Source organism: Psychrobacter sp. 5A.1 (assembly GCF_030407455.1).
Taxonomy (GTDB): Bacteria; Pseudomonadota; Gammaproteobacteria; order Pseudomonadales; family Moraxellaceae; genus Psychrobacter.
In genome coordinates, this window is the sequence record NZ_JASDDJ010000029.1 from 17,119 (window position 1) to 38,566 (window position 21,448).

The window sequence follows — 21,448 nt, forward strand, 5'->3', positions numbered from 1 at the left end:
AGGTATAGATTGCAGGTTACAGTGCCTGCCAAATAATATCAGCCACTTGCTTACTCGCACTACGATTGGCTAAGGCATGGCCTTTTTTTGCCATCGCTAAGCATTTCTCTCGATTGAGCACGCCAAGCTCGTCACTCAGACTCTTGGCTGTCAGCTCTGACTGCGGCAACAAAATTGCAGCATCATGTGAGGTCAGCGTACGCGCATTGGCTGTTTGATGATCATCAACGGCATGTGGCAATGGGACAAAAACAGCGGCAATTCCGACGTTTTGAATTTCGGTGACCGTCAATGCCCCTGCACGGCAAACGATGATATCTGCCCAGTTATACGCCGCAGCCATATCATCGATGAATGGCTGTACGGTAAACTGATGACGACTTAGGTCTTGGTCGCTATAAGCCGCTTGCGTGGCTGCTTCATTATTGCGGCCACACTGGTGCAGCACTTCAAATGGTTGATCTAGTAATGCTAATGCCTTTGGTACTGTATCATTTAATACCTGAGCACCAAGTGAACCGCCCACTACCAACAGTTTAAGCGGTGAACTGTCACTTACATCATAGCGTACCGTTGGCTCTGACACACCAGTGATGGCATTACGCACAGGATTGCCCACTGTCTCAAGCTTGGCATCTTGCTGACTATTGGCAAAGGTATTCTCAAACGCTTGTAATGTCTTGGTCGACAGCTTAGATAGGTAGCGATTGCTCATGCCAGCGATGGCATTTTGCTCATGGATAATCAATGGTGTGTTGGTCATGCGCGCAGCGATACCGCCGGGTGCAGTGACATAACCACCGAACCCAACGACCACATCAATCTGATTACTACGTATCACTTTTACGGCAGCCATCGTCGCCGATAGCAGAGTCACAGGCAGCTTCAATAGGCGACCAACGCCTTTACCACGAAGCCCTTGCATATTAATGGCATGAAAGGGATAACCTGCCGGCTCAACCAACCCATTTTCCATACCGTTTGGCGTTCCCAACCAGTGAATCACCGCACCGCGTTGGGTCAACTCATCGCTCACTGCAAGCGCTGGGAAAACATGCCCGCCTGTACCAGCTGCCATCATTAATATATGCGGTGTTTTCATGAACGCCTGCCTATCTTTACTTTATTTATATGAAGGGTTTATCCCGCTGCCGTGATGTCACTCATTGAAAATATGCCATGGCCAAAGCCCGCATAGTATAGAGGAAATCATTGGCTTATATACAGTACTTTATGCAGCAAAAATAACAAAAATCCAAGCCATGATCGGTCACGGCTTGGCGTCGTGTCATGCTAATAAACGGTAAGAAAAATCAATGACTAACAATACCTCAAAATATGGGTTTTACGTAGTCAAAATATTCCTGAGTATAGCTAAAGCTACGCAGTAAATTTATTCTCAATCGCCATGATAAAATCGGTTGCGATATCTGTACCGCATTGGTCATCAATCTCACGTACGCATGTTGGGCTAGTAACGTTAATCTCAGTGATGCGCCCACCGATCAAGTCTAGACCAACGAACATTAGGCCTTTTTCTTTGACGATTGGTGCCACAACTTCTGCTACTTGGCGTTCGATATCAGTCAATGGCATGGCAACACCGCTACCACCAGCTGCTAGATTACCACGGGTCTCGCCTTTGGTTGGAATACGAGCCAAACTATAATCTACCACGACGCCATCGACGATCAATACGCGCTTATCGCCTTCTTTAATTTCTGGCAAATAACGCTGCGCCATGATGGGCAAAGTCTCGAGCTCAGTCAGTATCTCTAACGTCACTCCGATGTTTGGGCTATCAGCAGTTAAACGAAAAATACCAGTGCCGCCCATACCATCTAATGGCTTGACGATGACGTCCTGCTGTTCAGCGATGAACTTACGAATGTGTGCTTGTTTGCTGGTCACAATCGTTGGGCTCATATAATCGCTAAACCACGTCGCAAATAACTTTTCATTGCAGTCGCGAATTGCTTGTGGATCATTGACCACGAGCACGCCTGCTGCTTTAGCATGGTCAAGCATATAAGTGGCATAAATAAAGCGCATATCAAACGGTGGATCTTTACGCATCAAAATCACGTCATAGTCGCCGACTGGCCCTGTGCTTTTGTCACCCAATGTATAGAAATCTGCAGGATCACGCTTTACTGTCAATGGCTGCGTATCAACCATCAACTGACCACGGTCCAACCACAGGTCATGAATCTGACAGTAACCAAGCTGATGGCCACGGTCTTGAGCGGCCCACATCATAGCGAGACTGGTGTCTTTTTTATAATTGACTCGCTCGATCGGATCCATAATAACGAGTATTTTTAGCGGTTTTTCTTGGTTTTGTCGGCTCATGATAAGACTCACTTACGTTATATTATTAGTATAAAACAGGCTCAGTGCCTAACTATACGCCGTACTGTTCACGGTAGTGTTGCATTTTGGCTAACTGGGTCGCGTCTTTGTATTGGCTATCTTCGTCTGCCAAATAACTGATTAAATCATCGATATCAACCAATGCACGCACAGGCACTTGTAAGGTCGCAGCAAGCTCTTGAATCGCAGAGTGCTCAGCTTGACCTTTTTCTTTACGATCAAGCGCGACGATGATACCGGCAACGCTGGCACCTGCTTGCTCTAAAATCTCAACCACTTCGCGCATGGCTGTACCAGCTGTAATGACATCATCGAGCACCCAAACGGCCTTGCCATTTACGTCAGCACCTACCAAATTACCGCCTTCGCCATGCGTTTTGGCTTCTTTGCGGTTATAGCCCCATTTGGCGTTGATGCCATGATGTAGCCATAACGCTTGTGCCGTCGCTGCGACAAAAGGAATACCCTTATATGCCGCACCAAAAATGACCAGCTCTTGCGCATCAACACCATCATTTACCGCACTCATTTGCTCAGCTAAGGCATCTGCATAACCGCGTGCGAGTAACGACAGCATCTCGCCCGTCGCAAGCAAACCTGCATTAAAAAAATACGGACTGATACGACCAGACTTGAGGACAAACTCACCGAATTTAAGTACTTGGTTGTCGAGAGCCAGTTGAATAAATTGATGAGATGAAAACGTAGGGTCTTGAGGGCGTGATACATGAGACATTATGACATTCCTATCAGCAAAAAGAGGGGCAAAAAATTTGCATTATTGTACGCATTATTGATCAGCTTGACCAACCATTGATCTCATAATCCTGCATATTGGCGTAGCGAGTCAACAAGCCACTACGCGACGAGATATTAAAATAGCTCTGACCATCGGCTCGTACTTGTATCTCCCAGCCCAAATGATAAGCGGCAACAATAATGTGACCAGCAAATAATCGAATCTGGCGATATGCGTGGCGCTGCGACGGCTCACAAATGATCTGACTGAGCAAATAGCTACGCACATGCTGGCAAATTTGCGCCGCGCTATAACTATGATTGATACTTTGACGGGTACTACAGTGCTTTAAAGCCTGAACGGCCACGCTACATGCCATGATATCCGTCGCCAAACTGCCCTCGCCTGTCTCAAACTGCTGCGGTTGCAACACTACTTGCCAATCATCGGCATACAAACTATTGAGCAGCTCATCAGGATTATAACGCTTGGTCAATGCTCGCATAGACACTGCAGGCTTTTCAGCCTTGCTGTCATTATCTGAGCCGTTATCTGATTCAACCACTGTGGAACTATCAGTAGGCAAAAACCCATAACGGGTCAGTGTTGGATGAGCACGAATCGCCTGCTGAATATCTGACATATCTAACAACGTCATATCCGATAATAATGGCAATAATGGCTGCTCGCTATGATTCTGATAAAAACTGTCAGGCAACTCGACAAGCCGTGCCGCAGTCAGCAACGACAAATGCTCAGCTAAGGCTTCTGAAGCCATCAACGACCACTTTGACAAACTGTCTGCATTGGGCTGATAAAACCGCGTAGAGTTACCATAAAGCCGACGCAATTGACCATTTAGGCGGCGAGCAGGCTCTGGAATATCGCTCAAGGGTCTGGCAGGATCAAGGGGGAACTGTTTGGGATCAAAGTTAGGATGTACGATCGCAGGCTGCTGTGAATCAGCCAACATAGACGATTGCTCAGCCTTTTTTTGCACATGACTTTCTGCCAGCTTACCGCCTTCTGCTGCCAGATTAGCATGAGACAAACGGTCATCAGAAGTAGAAGGCTGGGTCATGAAATCTCCATAGATTATGAGGTATAAAACGGATATAAAGTATAAAACGGATGAGAACGATCAAACCAAACGGCTATTTTACGCTTTAAAACTTACTTTTAGAGGCTGACTCTTGATGGGTCAAAATATCACGGTAGCCTGTTTGCCAATCAGCATAATCAAGCCAAGCTAACGGAATGTTGCTGTGCAAGCGTTTTCCTGTCACTGATGTTTTTTTGTCATCAATAGTAGGAGGCGTCTCGCCAACTTGCTCACTGAGCCAAACCCCTAGCTCAAACGTAGTAACAGGTCGATAGTCTGTCGCTAGATATATTGGCTTTGGTGCTTCTATCGTCAATACATGGGCAATAATATTGACCAAATCGCGATCCATAATACGATTGCTCCAATGGCTAGCGGGCACTGGCTCTTTGTGTGGCTCGCGAGCCTTCCGTAGTCGCATTAACCGCTCGCGCCCATAGATACCGCTGGGACGAATGACCACGGCTTTATCTCCAAAGCCCTGTTGCAACGCTTGTTCTGCTTGCAATATGACCTTTGACGCGTCGCGCGCAGGCGTGATGGGTGCAGTATGCTCATCAATCCACTCACCACTGTCCTGACCATAGACACCAGTAGAAGAGATGAATACCACACGCTCAAGGTTGGTCAGATTTTCTGCAAGATTTGCCAAGTGCTGACAGATCGCTAGATAACTGTTGTGATAGCCGCTGGTTGAATACTCGTCAGGGGTCACGATAATGGCAATATGCGTAAAACCTTGTAAGACTTGAGCAGTCAGCGTTAATGCATCGGCTTGTTTGAACATGGCTTTATCATCCAACGCATAATCATACCGCTCACCACGAGCCAGACCCGTGACATTCAAGCCATCCTGCGCAAGCTTATTGGTCACTGGTAATCCAATATCACCTTGCCCAATAATCAGTAAATTTTGCATATTCATAAATAACTCTTCCCTTTATACAACCATTACGGCGCTTAGAAGCAATTTTTTTTAAATTAATGCCTAAATCAATGTCTAAAAATAGCGTCTGTATGACAGCTGTATATCTTCATTGGCATCGATACGTTCTTGCAATTCGTAATTGGCATTAATACGCAATGCTTGTTTTTTATCAATATCGTATTGCAGACCTAGTGTCGATATCGGTTGCCAATAATGACCGCGAACGTTCGACTCATCGCTGCTGCCATGATACCAATATGGCAGTTGCAATTCAGCCTGTGCGCGTAACTGATTGTTAATTTGATAACGACAGCCCGCATTCACGCCTGCACCGACACGAAAGCCTTTATTGATACCACGACCTACTTGCGTCGTGCCGGACAATAAGGTGTAGCATAACTGCGGCGGCATCTCACCAGTTCCTGCAGTAGGCGTTCCAAATGCCCAAGACCACCCTGTCTCGTAGCCCACGCTCCCCACTAAATGGTCTGTACCGTCTTTCTGCGAACCGTCATTCACGCGCGTCGCCTCGATACTTGCGCCCCACGTTTTACCTTTTTTGGCAGAATTAACAGGATTAAAAGAGCGACCGCGAATTAACGTGGCATTTTGCAAGACCACATTTTTTGGCTGATTGGCTTTATCATTATCTGTGTCATATAAACGTAAGGTCGCCGCAATGCCTTCTAAATTAAAAAACTGTGGATATCCTGAAGAGCGGTCAAGCGTATCATGAAACCCTGCCCGCAAGCCCAAATCGATATAGCTATTGTCACCGCGCTGCCCTATCCCGATGCTCCCCAATGTTAGAGGATGTCTGTCAATAGGGTTATTGTCTGATACAACGATGCTAGTCGGCAGTAATGTTTGTTTGTCAGCTGACATGCTCGAGACAGCATTGAGCTGAGCAGATTTTATCTCATCAATCGTCTGTGTGGCGCTGTTGTGATAGCCAAGTTGCTCACGCTGCTGCTTCACCTTATTTAACTGAGATTGGCGCAAGGTACTATCAGCTGGGGTGTAAATACTGCTGGCAAGCAAACCTTCACTATTCAGTAACTGCACGACATCTGAAGGAATGACCGCATAAGGCAATCTACTCAATAAATGCTGCTGCGGGCGCACGACGTCAATTAGACGCAACACTTCAGACGCGCAATTATCTGTGGTGAAGTAATACGGTAACTTTAAATCTTTGGTTTCCCAGACATGCAACATGATTTGCTGAACTTCGCTTGGCGTCAGATCCAATTGATAGGTCCAGGTATCGCGCTCATCTCCCTGTAAATAATTAACGAGCTTTTCAGGATAAGGATCAATCTCAATAAGACTGTCATAAGCACCAATCATTGACTTGACGGAGTATATCGGAAAGCTATCCTCAGGATTGCCATCTACCGTATAATTCAACGCATGAGCGTGATGAATTTGGCTAGGATCAGCGACGCTTTCTTTTGAGTCGATACGCAGTAGAGTATGAGCAAACGCTGAAAGAGGATTGTCCAAATACTCTTGTGCAAACATGAAAGACAGCTGCTCAGGTGCAATGGTCTGCATCCACTTATCTAGCTCTGGACAGTCAGCTTGTAGCACAGTGTCGTCAATATTCAACGTATCAGTCAGCCATTGTACTCGCGCTGGAAAACGGCATAGTACAGAGTTGCTACCGACAGCACGACTACTGACAGAAAGTCCGTCACCTATTTGGGCAGAATTTTTATTAGCAGTTTCTTGGTTAGTAGCGGCCTGCATTTCGTCGGCAAGGGCAACAAGCAGCGCATCAAGCTCTGCACCTGAATCACTCCGGCCATTTTCACTTAAAAAGAAACCAGCATCATCAACCATACTGGTGTTTTTTTTCTTACCAATTAAGTTCTTTTGATCATCAAAGAAATACAGTAATCGTCGCCATGTTGTATGCTGTGCCAGATTTTCTGTTTTTGCTTGTGTGCGCCACGTGGCTAATAACGGTTGAGCACTGCTGTCTTGTACGCCTTGCATACTTTGCGTGCTATTAGTTTCTTCTGCAACGTCATCATGTGGCATGTTATATACCACGGTATGTGCCGCATTACTATCTATCGTCGCTTGTGGCTCACTCGCCAATTCACCTGTCGTTACTAGCGAGTCTGGCGTTGGCAAAAAAGCCTGTGCTTGGCCAGAGAATAGTAACCCAGCGATAGCAAGTGGCAAACATGCTCGTTGGCACGTTATTGTTAAGGTACAATCGACTGATAGAGACATAGGCTTTGTAGCCATGAGATAAAACCTCGCACGTTATTATTCATACGCTGATAGCGTGATTAGGAGCTGACTAATAATACCTAATGTAATGTTAAATAAAACAATCCAAAACCCGTTTTCGACCTAGATCGTTTAAATCTCTGGGCGTGTTTGATAAATTTTAGTAAAAGAGAATACTATGTCTAAATCATCCTCAATGACTATTAAAGATGGCTTATTATCTGCAGCCACATGGCTCGCATCGCCCAACAAAAATATGCGACCAGCAGATATGAATATCGACACTATCGTCATTCATAATATCAGCTTGCCACCCAACGAGTTCGGCGCTTGCGACACTGATGGCACTCACTACGTTAAGGCGCTGTTTACCAATCAACTAGATTGGAATGCCCATTCCTACTTTAAAACCATAGAAGGGGCCGAAGTTTCTGCACATCTATTTATCGAACGTGATGGTTCAATCACTCAGTTTGTGAACTTTAACGAGCGCGCTTGGCATGCGGGTCGATCAAGCTACTTGGGGCGACCTGAATGTAACAATTATAGCATTGGTATCGAACTTGAAGGGTCGGATTTTACGGCTTTCACTGACAGGCAATATGACAGGCTCGCACAGGTCGTCAGCGCTATCTACGAGGCTTATCCCAAAACTCGTCGTCACTTGACAGGACATAGCGATATTGCACCAGGACGTAAGACCGATCCCGGTGATTATTTTGAATGGACAAGATTACGACAATTAATTGCTGATGCAGCAAAAAATGATGCACCGTCATCGCAAAAATGATTTCCACATTCAATCCATTTATCTCGATTATGAAAGTGCTATAATTCGTCAGTTTTTCAACACAGCAAATCATCACACAACCCAATATACAACTCAGCAAGATAGGTTCTCATGGCAAAAAGTCGGTTATTTCGTTCAACCATGGTGGTCAGCAGTATGACCATGTTGTCGCGTATTTTAGGTTTGGTACGTGATGTCGTATTGCTAGGGGTTTTTGGGGCAGGTGGTTTGATGGATGCCTTTTTGGTCGCCTTTAAGATACCCAACTTTTTGCGACGTCTATTTGCAGAAGGCGCTTTTAGCCAAGCTTTCGTACCTGTTCTATCCGAATACAAAGAAAAATACAGCCTACAGCAAGTACAAATTTTAGTCAGTCGCACCTCAGGCGCATTGCTGCTAGTGTTATCGATGCTGACGGTGGTGGTTATCCTGATCGCCCCTTGGGTCGTGACATTGTTTGCCCCTGGATTTACCGATCAACCCGATAAATTTGCCATCACTGCTGAATTACTGCGCCTAACCTTTCCGTATTTGCTCTTCATTTCTATGACGGCTTTTGCCAGTGGTATTTTGCAAAGCTACGGCCGTTTTGCCGCACCTGCCTTTGCACCAGTGTTATTAAACTTGTGCATGATTGGTGGTGCACTGATTTTCGCACCGATGTTCGATACGCCTATCATGGCACTCGGTTATGCCGTCGCTATCGCAGGTTTGCTACAATTCTTGATTCAACTGCCGCAGCTCTGGCAACAAAAACTGCTGGTCGCGCCAAAGATTGACTTTCAGCATGAAGGCGTTCGCCGTATTTTAAAGCTCATGCTCCCTGCTATTTTTGGTGTTTCTGTCACTCAGATTAATTTACTATTAAACACCATTTTTGCCTCATTAATGATTGGTGGGTCGGTTTCTTGGTTGTATGCTGCAGAGCGTATGAGCGAGCTGCCACTAGGATTGATTGGCGTGGCAATTGGTACAGTTATTTTGCCAAGTCTGTCAAAAAGTGATGCTCAAAAAGACGATGTCAATTTTAGAAAAACCATCGACTGGGCAGCGCGTCTCATCATCTTGGTCGGTGTGCCTGCCTCTGCTGCGCTATTCGTACTGGCAGATGTATTAATGCAAGCGCTGTTTTTACGTGGTGAATTCACCTTACGTGATGCACAAATGAGCTCACTGGCATTGCGTAGTATGGCTGGTGGCATCTTAGGATTTATGTTGATTAAGATATTTGCCCCTGCTTTTTTTGCACGTCAAGACACTCGAACGCCTGTAAAAATCGGTATCATCTCCGTTATAGCCAATATGGTCTTTAGTGTTATTTTTATTGGTATTTTCTATTTTTTAGAGATTCCGCTACACGGTGGTTTGGCATTGGCAACCACAGGTGCGGCATTTGTGAACGCAGGCTTGCTATATTACTTCTTGCACAAGCGCGATATTTTCCGTTTTGGCCCTCATTGGAAAAAACTGTTCACACAATTTGCGGTTGCAACTGCTTCCATGATTAGCGTCCTTTATATCATGCTGCCTTACTTCCCTACTGACGACGCCCAGTGGCAACGTATCGTCGCACTAATCATTATGTGTGCAGTGGGTGCGCTGGTCTATGGCGTGGTCTTGCTAGCAATGGGTTTCCGTCCTCGCCAGCTCAAGCATGGATAAATAAAAGCAAGGACAAAAAATAGGCTTACGAAACCAAGACAAGCCTGTTATGAGAAATGACAATGCTTGCCGCTGATCATTGTCATAATTGACCACTAATGCATATATGAAATTTGAGGTTTAATATGACGACGAAACAGCCAATCTCCAAGCGCTTACCCATCCTACTCGTGACAGGTATGCTGAGCACTGGATTACTGCTTAGCGGTTGCAGCAATAATGAGCCTACCGATACAGAAACGGCCGCCAATACTGAAACTGTCGATACCAATACTGCCGATAACGAAGACGTAGCAGCGGTCATTGATACCTCAGAAGACGTCCCATTAAACAATGATACGACTGACCAAGCGATGACCGATGACAGTGATAGCGAAGCAGATGAAATTACAGATAGCGCTGAAGACAAGACAGCGATTGATAGTGACAATATTAATCCAGTCACTGATGCAACTAAACAGAAAAGCCTAGTAACCAACCCGACTCAAGCTGGTACGCCAGAACACACTGTCAAACAGGCCTTAAACAGCTTGTATTATGGTGAGGTGAAGGATGCGGCATCATATTACCAAGTGGACATGGCCAATTTCGAAGAAGCGCTGACCAATACTCAGTCTGCGTTTCAGCAAACTGTCGATGGCGTTACGATTACTGATACCAAGTATAATGATGACAAAACTCGTGCCACCATTACTGGCGAGTTGATGCTCAAAGGACAGAGCGATCCTGCACCATTGACCTATCAGCTACAAAAGATAGAAGGCCAATGGAAGATTTTAGGTTAAGGCATCTTAAGTTAAATTGTTTCAGACGCTTTATCTGAGATATCGTCTGACGTGACTGCTTTGCCAAGCATCACGACATCAGCGATAAACCCTTCCATATCGCAAACGGCTGGCATATAACCCCATTGCTCAAAGCCAAGCTTACGGAACAATCCTAAACTTGGCTGATTGTGAGCAAAAACAAGCGCGATGACGTTTCGAATTCCTAAGTTTGGTGCTTCGGTCAACATCCAGCGTGTCAACAAACTGCCCAATCCTTTACCTTGATAATCTTGATTCAGATAAATACTAACCTCAGTACTGATATGATAAGCCGTACGCGCATACAAATCACTAAAGCTACCCCATGCGACTACCTGCGACTTCGCTGGCGCTGTATCACCGTCTTCTCGCGCCATTTTGACCACATAGATGGGTCTGGTGAGGCTGCTTAGATGCTCATCAAACCAAGCAGCACGCTCATCTACGGTTACCAAGGCAAGGTTAGCCGTTGCTTGTTTGCTAGGGATGCTTTGATTATAAATGGCCAAGACTTCTGATAAGTCTTCTTTACTCGCACGCTGCACCAGAAACTGATCGGTGAGCTGATATGTCAACAGATCAGTTGGGATAGCATTCAAGGCAGCATCAGACATAGGATCTCCATCGTTGTTGGCATTGTGATTGGTATTACGCGTAGACTATAGGATGTTAGTGTGGCTATTTTACTTTATAATGGCTGGTTTTAGACACATCAATTTTAAGTATAGATGTGTTTTTTCGTTTTTTATTTGGTCTCATCATAGCTGAAAACTTATGAAAACCTATTTTCTTGAGCAACTGATTTCGTCGCCAAACATTTCATCTACGGACGCTGACTTAGTAGAGCTGGCACCCTGCGTGCTTACTATCGGCAATTTTGACGGTGTTCACCTTGGTCACCAAGCAATGCTAGCCCAAGTTCGTGAGATTGCGTACACCCAAAACTTGGGCGCAGCGGTCATGATATTTGAGCCACAACCCCGTGAGTTTTTTGCACCCGCCAAAGCACCTGCACGTCTGACCAATCTGGCAGAAAAAAAAGCATTGCTGGCAGAGTATGGCGTTGAAACATTGATCGTGGCAGGTTTTGATACGGCGTTTCGTTCGCTATCAGCACAAGCATTTGCGGATATATTGGCCACGCGTTTAAACGTCAAAGCATTGGTACTGGGTGATGATTTTCGCTTTGGCCATGACCGTACTGGCGACAGTCAGTTTTTGCGTGATTATGGTTTGCATGTGACCAATCTGCATACGGTCACTGATGGCAATACTCATTGCATTGATAGCGATAATGTTATTGACGACCATACTGCTGACATCAATAGCGACGCTGCCCGTATCAGCTCTACGCGCGTTCGTGATTTATTGTTGGCAGGTGATATTCAAGCAGCCAATAGGCTACTCGGTCGCGAATACGCGATCACAGGGTTGGTCGTGGGTGGTGACCAGATTGGTCGCACCATGGACTTCCCTACCGCAAATATCGATTTGCAGCGAATCAAACCTGCTTTGCACGGTATCTTTGCGGTCGACGTGGTGAGCTTAGATGACCATGGCAATGTGATAGCTGAAGGTTTGACCGCCCTTGCCACTGATGACCGTACAGGTGTGGCTGGGTTGCGTCCACATAGTCTGTTTGGCACAGCCAGCATTGGTATTAGGCCCTCTATTGATAAAGGCAGTGACTGGCGTTTAGAAGTCCATTTCCCGACGTTACAGGCTGATTTATACGGGTTGAATTTACAAGTGCGCTTCCTGCACTATTTACATGGTGAGCGTCGCTATGATGGATTAGCAGCGTTAAAAGCGGGTATTCACCAAGATGTCGCTGATCTCCTTGAGTGGCGCGAAAAGCAAATTTAGCGTTTGTTATCTCTTACTTACACAAAAAAACCCACAATAGCTATAACTATTGTGGGTTTTATCATAATGCGCTTATTTGCGTTTAGGCATCAGGATGCATACGCACATTTAAGTCATCGATAACTTCTACCCATTCCGCATCTTTCTGCCATTCTTCTTGCAAGAACATACGCTGATTGTCCGTCCAAATGCTAGACTCTGTCAGTTTTTCTTCGCTGGATAATTGGTGCTCTGTGACGAATTTATCAATCGCTTCATCAGAGCTGTCTAGACCTAATTGAGCAAATAACTCATTCATATTGTATTCTGGTTCACCCAACATAACTTTCTCCTTAAATGGTACGAATAGGGTCGTACTTATTGTTTAGCGTGTTTATTATTCACATTGACACATTTATTGTAGCAAGCTTTAGTTTAATAGCTGTTAATCAACGTTTATCTAACGTTATCAATTGTATTAACGGTAAACGGCTTTTAGCAATTTAAGAGAGTGAATTAGGTTGCTTCCATTTTCCTATTTTTCACAGACATAAAAAAAGCCCTCATATTTCAGAGGGCTTTTTTATGTGCTGCTTTTAGTCTTACCATTTAAGCAAAATATCTACTTATGGTAGTAAGTGTGCTACTGCATCACGCTCTTCGCTAAGCTCTTGCTCAGTCGCAGCCATTTTCTCTTTAGAGAAATCTGATGATACATCAACGCCGTCTACGATAGACCAGTCGCCGTTAGTACAGGTGCATGGGAATGAGTAGATCAAACCTTCCGCGATACCATATTCGCCGTTAGAGTAAACACCCATAGATACCCAATCGTTCTCATCAGTACCAAGTGCCCACGTACGCATGTGTGCGATAGCAGCGTTGGCAGCAGAGGCGGCAGATGATGCACCGCGAGCTTTAATGATCGCTGCACCGCGCTGTTGTACTTCTGGGATATAAGTCGCTTCGTACCAAGTACGATCAACTAGATCTAAAGCTGGCTTACCGTTTACAGTACAAGCCGTTAGATCTGGATACTGAGTTGATGAGTGGTTACCCCAGATGATCATTTTTTTCACGTCATTTACAGTGCTGTCAGTTTTGCCAGCCAACTGTGCCATAGCACGGTTGTGGTCTAGACGAGTCATTGCAGTGAAGTTACGTGGGTCAAGATCTGGCGCGTTACGCTGAGCGATAAGTGCGTTGGTGTTGGCAGGGTTACCGACTACCAATACTTTTACATCACGGCTAGCGACTTCGTTCAATGCTTTACCTTGTGCTGAGAAAATCGCAGCATTGGCTTCTAGCAAATCTTTACGTTCCATACCTGGGCCACGAGGACGTGAACCGACTAGCAAAGCATAGTCAACATCTTTGAATGCAACGGTCGCATCATCAGTTTGAACGATACCGGCCAATAATGGGAATGCACAGTCTTCTAACTCCATGACCACACCTTTTAGGGCGTCAAGTGCTGGGGCGATTTCAAGCAATTGCAAAATAACTGGCTGATCTTTACCTAGCATCTCGCCAGATGCAATACGAAATAGCATCGCGTAGCTGATATTACCAGCGGCACCAGTGACGGCAACACGTAAAGGCTGTTTCATTGACATTGAATACTCCCTAATTGATGATTAGATAATTCATGATTCTGATGGATGATTATCGTTTTAGATATCGACTTGTTCGCTGCATAGCAGCATCTATAAACCGAGGGTTAGTGTAGCACTTCATCCCAGTGACCGTCTAGATACAGTAATAGACCCATCAGGGATTATATTGTTACATTTTATACAGAGTAGGTGTTATATAGGCTAAGCACTTATGAATAAAGCACCAGAGAAAGACGCGATAATGATGTGCATTATCACTGTATTATGGATAGATAGGATGGTCAAAACAAGACGCTAATACTGTCAGACTAAGGTGTGGCCTAGATTAAATAATATCGAAAGAGGTATTTAAGCAGGGGCGTAAATGAAAGCTAGCTACCGCCTGAAATGATAAACTTACTGCCGCAGCTGTCCACAATATCCTGACAAGTGCCAAAACTACTCCCTTCATAACACACATGGATATCCGTCAATATCGACTGCCGTCGGCTACCCTCTTGGCAGATGAGGTCAACACTGTTTGAGCTCATACCACTATTCAGGCGGGTCATCTGACCAATAAAGCGCGACTTGGATACCGTGTAACTGTTGCCAGTATTTAGCTCATTTGGTAATTTCAACCCACCAGCATAGTTGGTGATTTGACGAAAATAACTGCTGGCGCTCAGCGGGCTACAAACACCGTAGCGCTGCCACGCTTGGCTGCGTACTGTTGTATCAGGCATGATGCGATTGACGACTTTTAGCTGTAGCGGCGTGAGTCGTGGCTCACTACCACGCCCGCAACGCTCACCGTATCCCATATCCAAACCTGAGACGGTTAACGAATATCCTTCTAAACACTGCCGCATACGTGCCCGCGTCGGCTGTAGGCTACATAATGCTGGTGTCATCTCAACCATCAATACACGCTGACCAGTTTTGATCGTACTAGCCGCCTGTGCGGGTAGTAGCATGATGCCTTGTATGATCCATAAAGCGCCAAAACTCGTCGTTGCTTTGATACTCGCCATACTGTGCCTGCCTGCCAAGTTTGCACGCAATTGCACCAAAAAATTGGCAGTCTTGATGCTTAAGTGTGTGTCTGTCTTTGTATTTTCCTCTGCATTCGATAACGAGCGTATCCGAGTAAATAGCGAATACTTGGTTTTCGGCGACACAGACAGACGAAAGTATTTTTTGATCATAGGACTGAAGGCAGTTAGTTAGCAATGATAAGACATAGGCTATCACTTAAATCGTTGTGCTCAAGATATTAAGCACGCATTGATCTAAGAACAAGACTGAAAGATATGGTTTTCCATTGAGGCAATGGTAACAAAACGTTTTTTTTAATCTATAGCAAAAACGTAAACGTGGGCGCAAGCGTCAGAAAATACCATAGATCTAGAAATAATGTTGATTAAGGGCTGACCGGAGAGACACCTTGAGCAGATATAGTCGCTCCATTTTAAAAAAAATACCATTCTACTGGGGTAAATTTTTCGAAGCCTCTCTCACGCTTGCGAACAGCCAGTGAGGAAATTTATATAGGGTCTGTCCTCATTTTAAAAATGGTGATAAAAATGAGATAAATTGCCGTCAAACGAGAAACATAGTGCAGATAATACCGAGATATGGACTAGGGCGTGTATTCATTTTATTTAGCATCGACTATACCAATAAAACAGGATGGTCATATATATCGCTTTTATGCTGGATTTACTATAATTGATGACACGCCTTAAGTGATGGTTGTTTTAATTTAGCCGTGGCACATAAAAGCAGCACATAAAAATAGACCACTAACAATACATCATTAGTGGTCTGTCACATACAAATTCAGTGATTAAAGTCCAGCAGGCACCGTACCCATACGCTGACTAATCGGCTGACTGCGACCCAACAGACTACTGTAGATGGTGGCGTTTTCCATCACATGCTTGACGTAGTTACGGGTCTCAGGAAAGGCAATTGATTCAACATACTGATCTGCGGCGATTGAACCATAAACGGGCTGCCAGCGCTTAGCATTGCTAGGGCCAGCGTTATATCCTGCGGTGGCCAATACTGGTTGATAGTTGAGCTTACCCAAGATATCACCCATATACCATGTGCCATAGCGGATATTGGTATCACCACTATTAGCACGGCTAGCACTATAAGTTTCACCTAGATTACGAGCGATATATTTCGCTGTATCAGGCATGACCTGCATCAGTCCACTTGCCCCAACATTTGAGCGTGCTGAAGTCACAAAGCGACTCTCTTGACGCATAATACCGTAAGCCCACGCTGGATCGATACCAGCGGACTGGCTATAGCGCACTACGGCATCTTGGTGCGGCATCGGATGCGAAAGTGCTAGGCTGTCAACTCTATCGGTATTATCAACCGCATAAATCGCTCGATCGAGCCAGCCCATATCATAGGCTTGACGAGCAGCAGCAATGATCAGATTGTCATCACGATTGTCGCGAGCTTGCTTCACCGCCCAGTTCCACTCGCGGTTGGCATAAGCGCGGCTGGCATCAGAGTTGTATAAGGCAAAAGCACGAGCGAAGTTGCCATCCTGCATGACGCGTGCACGGTCAGCAGTACTCACGTTAGGCAAATTACTACCACCTAAACGGCTGGCATCAAAACGCTGACCTGCTCTGTCTTTTGCCATCAGGCCATAATAATCATTACTTTTTGCTAGGTTTTGATACATTTTTTTAGACGTATTGCGCTTGCTGCTATCGCTTGACTGCTCATAAGCACGAGCTAGCCAATATTGCCACTGGTTCTCTTTTTGAGTTTCACCATCCATTTTTGCAATGGCTTCTACCACATCATCCCAACGGCCAAAGCGAATCGCTGCCATGGCATAGTCTTCAGCTTCTTCAAAATTAAAGTCGTTGTCTAAACTGTTGCGAAACCAATCCACTGCTTCAGCATTAAAACCATCATCAGTATTGTGGTTCATACGCTGCACCCCAAGTGTGCGATAAGCGTAACGACGGGTTTCGTCATTCAACAATTTGATGGCACGCTGGTTGTCTTGTTTGATATCAAAATCTAACTGTAGTGCAGCCTCACGATAAGACTTGTCAGCCATACGGCCGATTGCATACATGTATAGGTATTGATTGGTTTGACTGGCAGGCTCGCGACCAAAACGGCTAAAAAATGCAGAGGGATTTAGCTGAACGTCACTCAAGGCAGAATAAGCAATCGGTGTGCCAAGGCGTGATGACAATGCCATAATGTCGCCTGTTTTACCTTTACGCAGCATGCGCTTGAGACGTGCGGCGCGATCTTGATCGCTGATCAGCGCGTTGTTATTCATCTCCATCGCTAATTGCTCACACAACGCTGGCTGCTTTTTGGTGGTCAGCCATACATCAGATTTGGCGGCCATTGCACGCATGGTATCACCACCATCATTAAACCCAAGCGCCACGGCGCAACGCTCACTGGCATCAGCATTGGTAATCAAACTGGCTACTTGTCTGACCGAGGCATAATCATTCGACCCTGCTTTGGTCTCCGCAAAATCAGCCACCAATTTCTCAGCCATAACAGTGTCTGGATACTGACGCACAAACTGTGAGACAGCCGCTGAGCTCTGTGAATTAAGATCTAGATTCATTCGCCAGTAAGTTGGATACATTGCAAACAAACCACCGCTCATCGCTTGCTCATAACCATAAAGTGCACTAACATCACCTCGGTCCGCTGCAACGGCTGCTGACATAAATGTGTCAATACTACCGTCTTGCTGATAATTGTTTTCTGATTGGTAGCTCTCGCCATCGCCCCATGTCAGCTCTGCACAAGCGACTTGCGATATGCCTAGCACGCTCACTGCTGTTGCCATACTCAGCGCGCTCATCCGTAGCGTACCTACTGTGAGCCGCTTTGATGCGTGCTTTTGATTGATAGACTGCTCATCCTTGATGCTATACGCAACACGCAACTTTGTCATACTGACTCTCTTTATGATATCTCTATAAATATATGAATAACGGCTCGCTAAGTACCGCCAAGGGTATAGCAAACATCATACTATAATCATTGCACTTTCAACTATCGCCTTTACCTTTTGTTAATAAATAGGACAGTACGGTGTAACATAGAGGTGATAATGAGGTTCGGTTTTTATCAGCAGTTTTTATGAATAGCAATATGAATGACAGTAAATAATTGATACTGCTATGAATTATTTATCATATTGATGGCCCATCGCCTGTGCTAATTTTTCACATTGGTAGAGGGTTGTGATAAAATACGCCACCTGTTAATCGTCTACCCCGCTATATTTTTGGTCAATCATGGACTTATCCTTATGAGTGTTACTGTATTCAACCCCCGCATCAAAGACGCTGCTGCTGAAACAATCGCAAGCGCGCCTGCTGTCACTGCACTCAATGAAGCAAGTTCAGCCCAAGCGCCTGTCGAAAAACCAGCAACAAAAAAGGTCTTTGTCACTACCCAAGGCTGTCAGATGAATGTTTATGACTCTGGCAAAATGCTCGACGTGCTCGGTGACTCCCACGGTATGGAAGTCACGCATGATATCGACGAAGCCGATGTACTGCTAATGAATACCTGCTCTATCCGCGAAAAAGCGCAAGAGAAAGTATTTTCAGAATTGGGTCGCTGGCGCAAACTAAAAGAAAAACGCCCTGACCTCGTCATTGGCGTCGGTGGTTGCGTGGCCTCACAAGAAGGCGACAACATTCAAAAACGTGCGCCTTATGTCGATATGGTTTTTGGCCCGCAAACCTTGCATCGTCTGCCAGAGTTGTATGATCAATCAAACGAGCAACGTGAAATTGCGCCTAAAAATCGTATTGGTACAATTGATGTGTCATTCCCTAGCATCGAAAAGTTTGATTTCTTACCCGAGCCAAGAGTAGAAGGCTACAAAGCCTTTGTCTCTATCATGGAAGGCTGCTCAAAATATTGCTCATTCTGCGTAGTGCCTTATACGCGTGGTGAAGAATTGTCTCGTCCACTTGATGACGTCTTGGCTGAGATTGACAGCCTTGCCGCTCAAGGTATCCGTGAAATCAACCTGTTGGGTCAAAACGTCAACGGTTATCGCGGCGAAAAAGACGATGGCAGCATTTGCCGTTTCGCTGAGCTGTTGCACTATGTCTCGCATGTCGATGGTGTTGAGCGTATTCGCTATACGACCAGCCATCCGCTAGAGTTCACTGATGACATCATTGATGCGTATGCACAATTGCCAGAGCTGGTTTCACACTTACATTTACCTGTTCAGAGTGGCTCAAACGCTATCTTGGCAGCGATGAAGCGCAACCATACGATTGATGTGTATATCAATCAGATCAATAAGCTTAAAGCCATTCGTCCTGATATTCACTTATCGAGTGACTTTATCATTGGCTTCCCTGGTGAGACGGATCAAGATTTCCAAGATACGTTGAACTTGGCAAAAGAATTGAATTTCGATCACTCTTATAGCTTTATCTACTCTAAGCGGCCAGGCACGCCAGCGGCAGAGTTGCCAGATGATGTGAGTTTCAAAACTAAAAAAGAGCGCTTGGCAGAATTCCAAAAAGTCATCATTGACTCAACGCTAGCGAAAACGCATGAGATGGTCGGCACCACGACTCGCGTCTTGGTGGAGCAAGTTGCCAACCGCCATCCTGACTGCTTAATCGGCACGGCAGATAATACCCGTACCGTTATGTTCCCTCATGATATTGAGAAAATGGATGAGATGTTGGGTAAACTCGTGAGCGTACGTATTACTGATTTTGTCAGTCCGCACATGGTCAAAGGTGAGCTAATCGAAATATTGGCGTAACTGTTGAATTATAAGTTTGAGTAAGAATAAAAAAGCCGTTCACTATAATAGCGAACGGCTTTTTTGTGCGTGAATGTTAACCATCATTATTCTGATAACCAATCTGTCTTCCGTAGCTGCTGCTTAGTCTCACGGCGGCGTTTTTTTCGGACGATATCGATATCCTCTTTTTCATGAATACCACCTTTTCTTAACAGTGGGTCCAATGCCAAATAGTTGCGCGGTTTGACTGTGCCTAGTGAGTGCTGGGCACCTGTTTCAGCTTGCTGCTCTAACTGCCGCTCAATCTGTTTAGCCTTTTTTAAGGTTTGTTTTAAGCTCATTATTTTTTCTCATTATTTGTGTCAGCAGTGAGCCATTTTCTTTAATGCTGGTTCACTGATTATAAGTTGCCATTTGTGTAAATTTTTTGTTACATTGGTTTCTGACATGTTCACTCTCCTGATTTTTTATGAGGTTCTTTTAAAAACCTAAATATGGAAAACTTGCTCAAAAACTCCGCTGCTAGTCTTTACCATTTTGTATAATCTATTCACCGTAATTATCTTCATAATTATATAAAACAAGCTTAATATGCTTTCTTAACCTAGAAAGCTGCTCATCCGTTAGTAAAATATTATCAATCCATAAAGATGTTAAATTTGGTATTTTTATTAGCTTTGAAATTGCTTTTTCTATATCTAAGTATCTTTGTCCAAGATAACCACCAATGGATAAGTAGCTTAAATTTTGTAATTTAGTTAAGATTTCCAAATCATCAGCTCGAACTTTAGTATTCCAAATATCCAGCCACTCTAATTGTGACATTTTGGTGATTTGCGCTAATCCTTTACCTGTCAATCCCGTACTCGCTACACTTAGATGAGTGATAGTCTTTGAGCTAGAAATAATACCCACCATATCAGTGCTAAGATGAGAACCCTCTAATTCAATCCTTGTTAAGGGTTTGTCAATGAGATGGGCCAACAGCTCAGTTGAGAAATCTGTACCATGCGTTATCATTTCAGTTAAATTGGGCAATCTTGCAAAAATACGCATATCAATTTTTGATGGGAAACTAATATTTACCACCCTCAAATTCGTTGCTTTAGAAGTATCGATGACCTTACCTGGCAACACTAACTCAAATAAATTCAATATCTCTAAACTTCCAATTGAAAAGCAATCACGCAAAGCCGTTCGAGTCATAGGGCTCCATACAGTTAATTGCGTTATCGATGCTATCTCTTTCAGTAAATGTGTATATTGAGTTGTGACTGCCTTATCACATCGCACCTCCAAGTGATCGATATGCTGACCTTTATATAAAGCTAATAACTCTAAGGCTGGTAAACTATTGTGACTTTCAATTTGGACGGTTACCATAAATCCCTCCCCTATCTATTGCAATTTATCAGGTTGATATAGTGCTTAAAAAGCGTTCATACGCATACATTGTTAGGGCATGTCCTCAATTCAATCAATATTTATCTAAATGGGTTAAAAATGGCTAAATCTTGCCAAATGGCGTCAAATAGCTGACTAATATCTCGATATTATCTGC

Annotated in this window: 18 protein-coding genes; 5 read left to right on the forward strand and 13 right to left on the reverse strand. The window is 44.6% G+C overall.

Annotation, left to right across the window (positions count from 1 at the left end; translation table 11 throughout):
- Window positions 1-16: 16 nt before the first annotated feature.
- The 6 genes from murG to QL982_RS08190 all read right to left on the reverse strand — a co-directional run bounded on the left by murG (window position 17) and on the right by QL982_RS08190 (window position 7,401).
- A complete protein-coding gene (gene murG, locus QL982_RS08165) occupies window positions 17-1,102 on the reverse strand; it encodes an undecaprenyldiphospho-muramoylpentapeptide beta-N-acetylglucosaminyltransferase (protein ID WP_290162780.1) in 1,086 nt (361 codons plus the stop codon).
- Window positions 1,103-1,380: 278 nt separating this feature from the next.
- Window positions 1,381-2,352, reverse strand: a complete 972-nt coding sequence (gshB, locus tag QL982_RS08170; RefSeq protein WP_290162781.1) for a glutathione synthase — start codon at window positions 2,350-2,352, stop codon at window positions 1,381-1,383.
- Between the two features lie 52 nt (window positions 2,353-2,404).
- Window positions 2,405-3,109, reverse strand: a complete 705-nt coding sequence (gene pyrE, locus QL982_RS08175) for an orotate phosphoribosyltransferase (RefSeq protein WP_290162783.1) — start codon at window positions 3,107-3,109, stop codon at window positions 2,405-2,407.
- 61 nt (window positions 3,110-3,170) lie between these two features.
- The gene (locus QL982_RS08180) at window positions 3,171-4,193 is read right to left on the reverse strand and encodes a hypothetical protein (protein ID WP_290162785.1); all 1,023 of its coding nucleotides are present in this window, start codon (window positions 4,191-4,193) and stop codon (window positions 3,171-3,173) included.
- A gap of 85 nt (window positions 4,194-4,278) precedes the next feature.
- The gene (locus QL982_RS08185; RefSeq protein ID WP_290162787.1) at window positions 4,279-5,139 is read right to left on the reverse strand and encodes an SDR family oxidoreductase; all 861 of its coding nucleotides are present in this window, start codon (window positions 5,137-5,139) and stop codon (window positions 4,279-4,281) included.
- Between the two features lie 75 nt (window positions 5,140-5,214).
- Window positions 5,215-7,401, reverse strand: a complete 2,187-nt coding sequence (locus QL982_RS08190) for a DUF4105 domain-containing protein (protein ID WP_290162789.1) — start codon at window positions 7,399-7,401, stop codon at window positions 5,215-5,217.
- A 163-nt stretch (window positions 7,402-7,564) separates the two neighbouring features.
- Here QL982_RS08190 and ampD point away from each other — a divergent pair, with 163 nt between their 5' ends.
- From ampD to QL982_RS08205, 3 genes are all read left to right on the forward strand, one after another.
- A complete protein-coding gene (gene ampD / locus QL982_RS08195; protein ID WP_290162791.1) occupies window positions 7,565-8,176 on the forward strand; it encodes a 1,6-anhydro-N-acetylmuramyl-L-alanine amidase AmpD in 612 nt (203 codons plus the stop codon).
- A 111-nt stretch (window positions 8,177-8,287) separates the two neighbouring features.
- On the forward strand, window positions 8,288-9,838 hold the full coding sequence (gene murJ / locus QL982_RS08200; protein ID WP_290162793.1) for a murein biosynthesis integral membrane protein MurJ: 1,551 nt from the start codon (window positions 8,288-8,290) through the stop codon (window positions 9,836-9,838).
- Window positions 9,839-9,963: 125 nt separating this feature from the next.
- A complete protein-coding gene (locus tag QL982_RS08205) occupies window positions 9,964-10,623 on the forward strand; it encodes a hypothetical protein (RefSeq protein ID WP_290162795.1) in 660 nt (219 codons plus the stop codon).
- 11 nt (window positions 10,624-10,634) lie between these two features.
- On the opposite strand, the gene QL982_RS08210 is transcribed toward QL982_RS08205, so the two are convergent.
- Window positions 10,635-11,258, reverse strand: a complete 624-nt coding sequence (locus QL982_RS08210; RefSeq protein WP_290162797.1) for a GNAT family N-acetyltransferase — start codon at window positions 11,256-11,258, stop codon at window positions 10,635-10,637.
- A 160-nt stretch (window positions 11,259-11,418) separates the two neighbouring features.
- Here QL982_RS08210 and ribF point away from each other — a divergent pair, with 160 nt between their 5' ends.
- The gene (ribF, locus tag QL982_RS08215) at window positions 11,419-12,510 is read left to right on the forward strand and encodes a riboflavin biosynthesis protein RibF (protein ID WP_290162799.1); all 1,092 of its coding nucleotides are present in this window, start codon (window positions 11,419-11,421) and stop codon (window positions 12,508-12,510) included.
- A gap of 82 nt (window positions 12,511-12,592) precedes the next feature.
- Here ribF and QL982_RS08220 read toward each other — a convergent pair whose 3' ends face one another.
- The 4 genes from QL982_RS08220 to QL982_RS08235 form a co-directional block, all read right to left on the reverse strand.
- Window positions 12,593-12,832, reverse strand: a complete 240-nt coding sequence (locus QL982_RS08220; RefSeq protein ID WP_290162801.1) for a DUF2789 domain-containing protein — start codon at window positions 12,830-12,832, stop codon at window positions 12,593-12,595.
- A gap of 283 nt (window positions 12,833-13,115) precedes the next feature.
- The gene (locus tag QL982_RS08225; RefSeq protein WP_290162803.1) at window positions 13,116-14,105 is read right to left on the reverse strand and encodes a malate dehydrogenase; all 990 of its coding nucleotides are present in this window, start codon (window positions 14,103-14,105) and stop codon (window positions 13,116-13,118) included.
- A gap of 371 nt (window positions 14,106-14,476) precedes the next feature.
- Entirely contained in the window at window positions 14,477-15,292 is an 816-nt protein-coding gene (locus QL982_RS08230; protein WP_290162804.1) for a hypothetical protein, read from the reverse strand.
- A 641-nt stretch (window positions 15,293-15,933) separates the two neighbouring features.
- A complete protein-coding gene (locus QL982_RS08235; protein ID WP_290162806.1) occupies window positions 15,934-18,054 on the reverse strand; it encodes a lytic transglycosylase domain-containing protein in 2,121 nt (706 codons plus the stop codon).
- A 360-nt stretch (window positions 18,055-18,414) separates the two neighbouring features.
- On the opposite strand from QL982_RS08235, the gene miaB reads away from it, so the two are divergent.
- Window positions 18,415-19,905, forward strand: coding sequence for a tRNA (N6-isopentenyl adenosine(37)-C2)-methylthiotransferase MiaB (gene miaB / locus QL982_RS08240; protein ID WP_290162808.1), 1,491 nt, complete (start codon window positions 18,415-18,417; stop codon window positions 19,903-19,905).
- Between the two features lie 86 nt (window positions 19,906-19,991).
- Here miaB and QL982_RS08245 read toward each other — a convergent pair whose 3' ends face one another.
- Window positions 19,992-20,228, reverse strand: a complete 237-nt coding sequence (locus QL982_RS08245; RefSeq protein ID WP_290162810.1) for a hypothetical protein — start codon at window positions 20,226-20,228, stop codon at window positions 19,992-19,994.
- Window positions 20,229-20,433: 205 nt separating this feature from the next.
- Window positions 20,434-21,270, reverse strand: coding sequence for a hypothetical protein (locus tag QL982_RS08250; protein ID WP_290162811.1), 837 nt, complete (start codon window positions 21,268-21,270; stop codon window positions 20,434-20,436).
- Window positions 21,271-21,448: the final 178 nt, after the last annotated feature.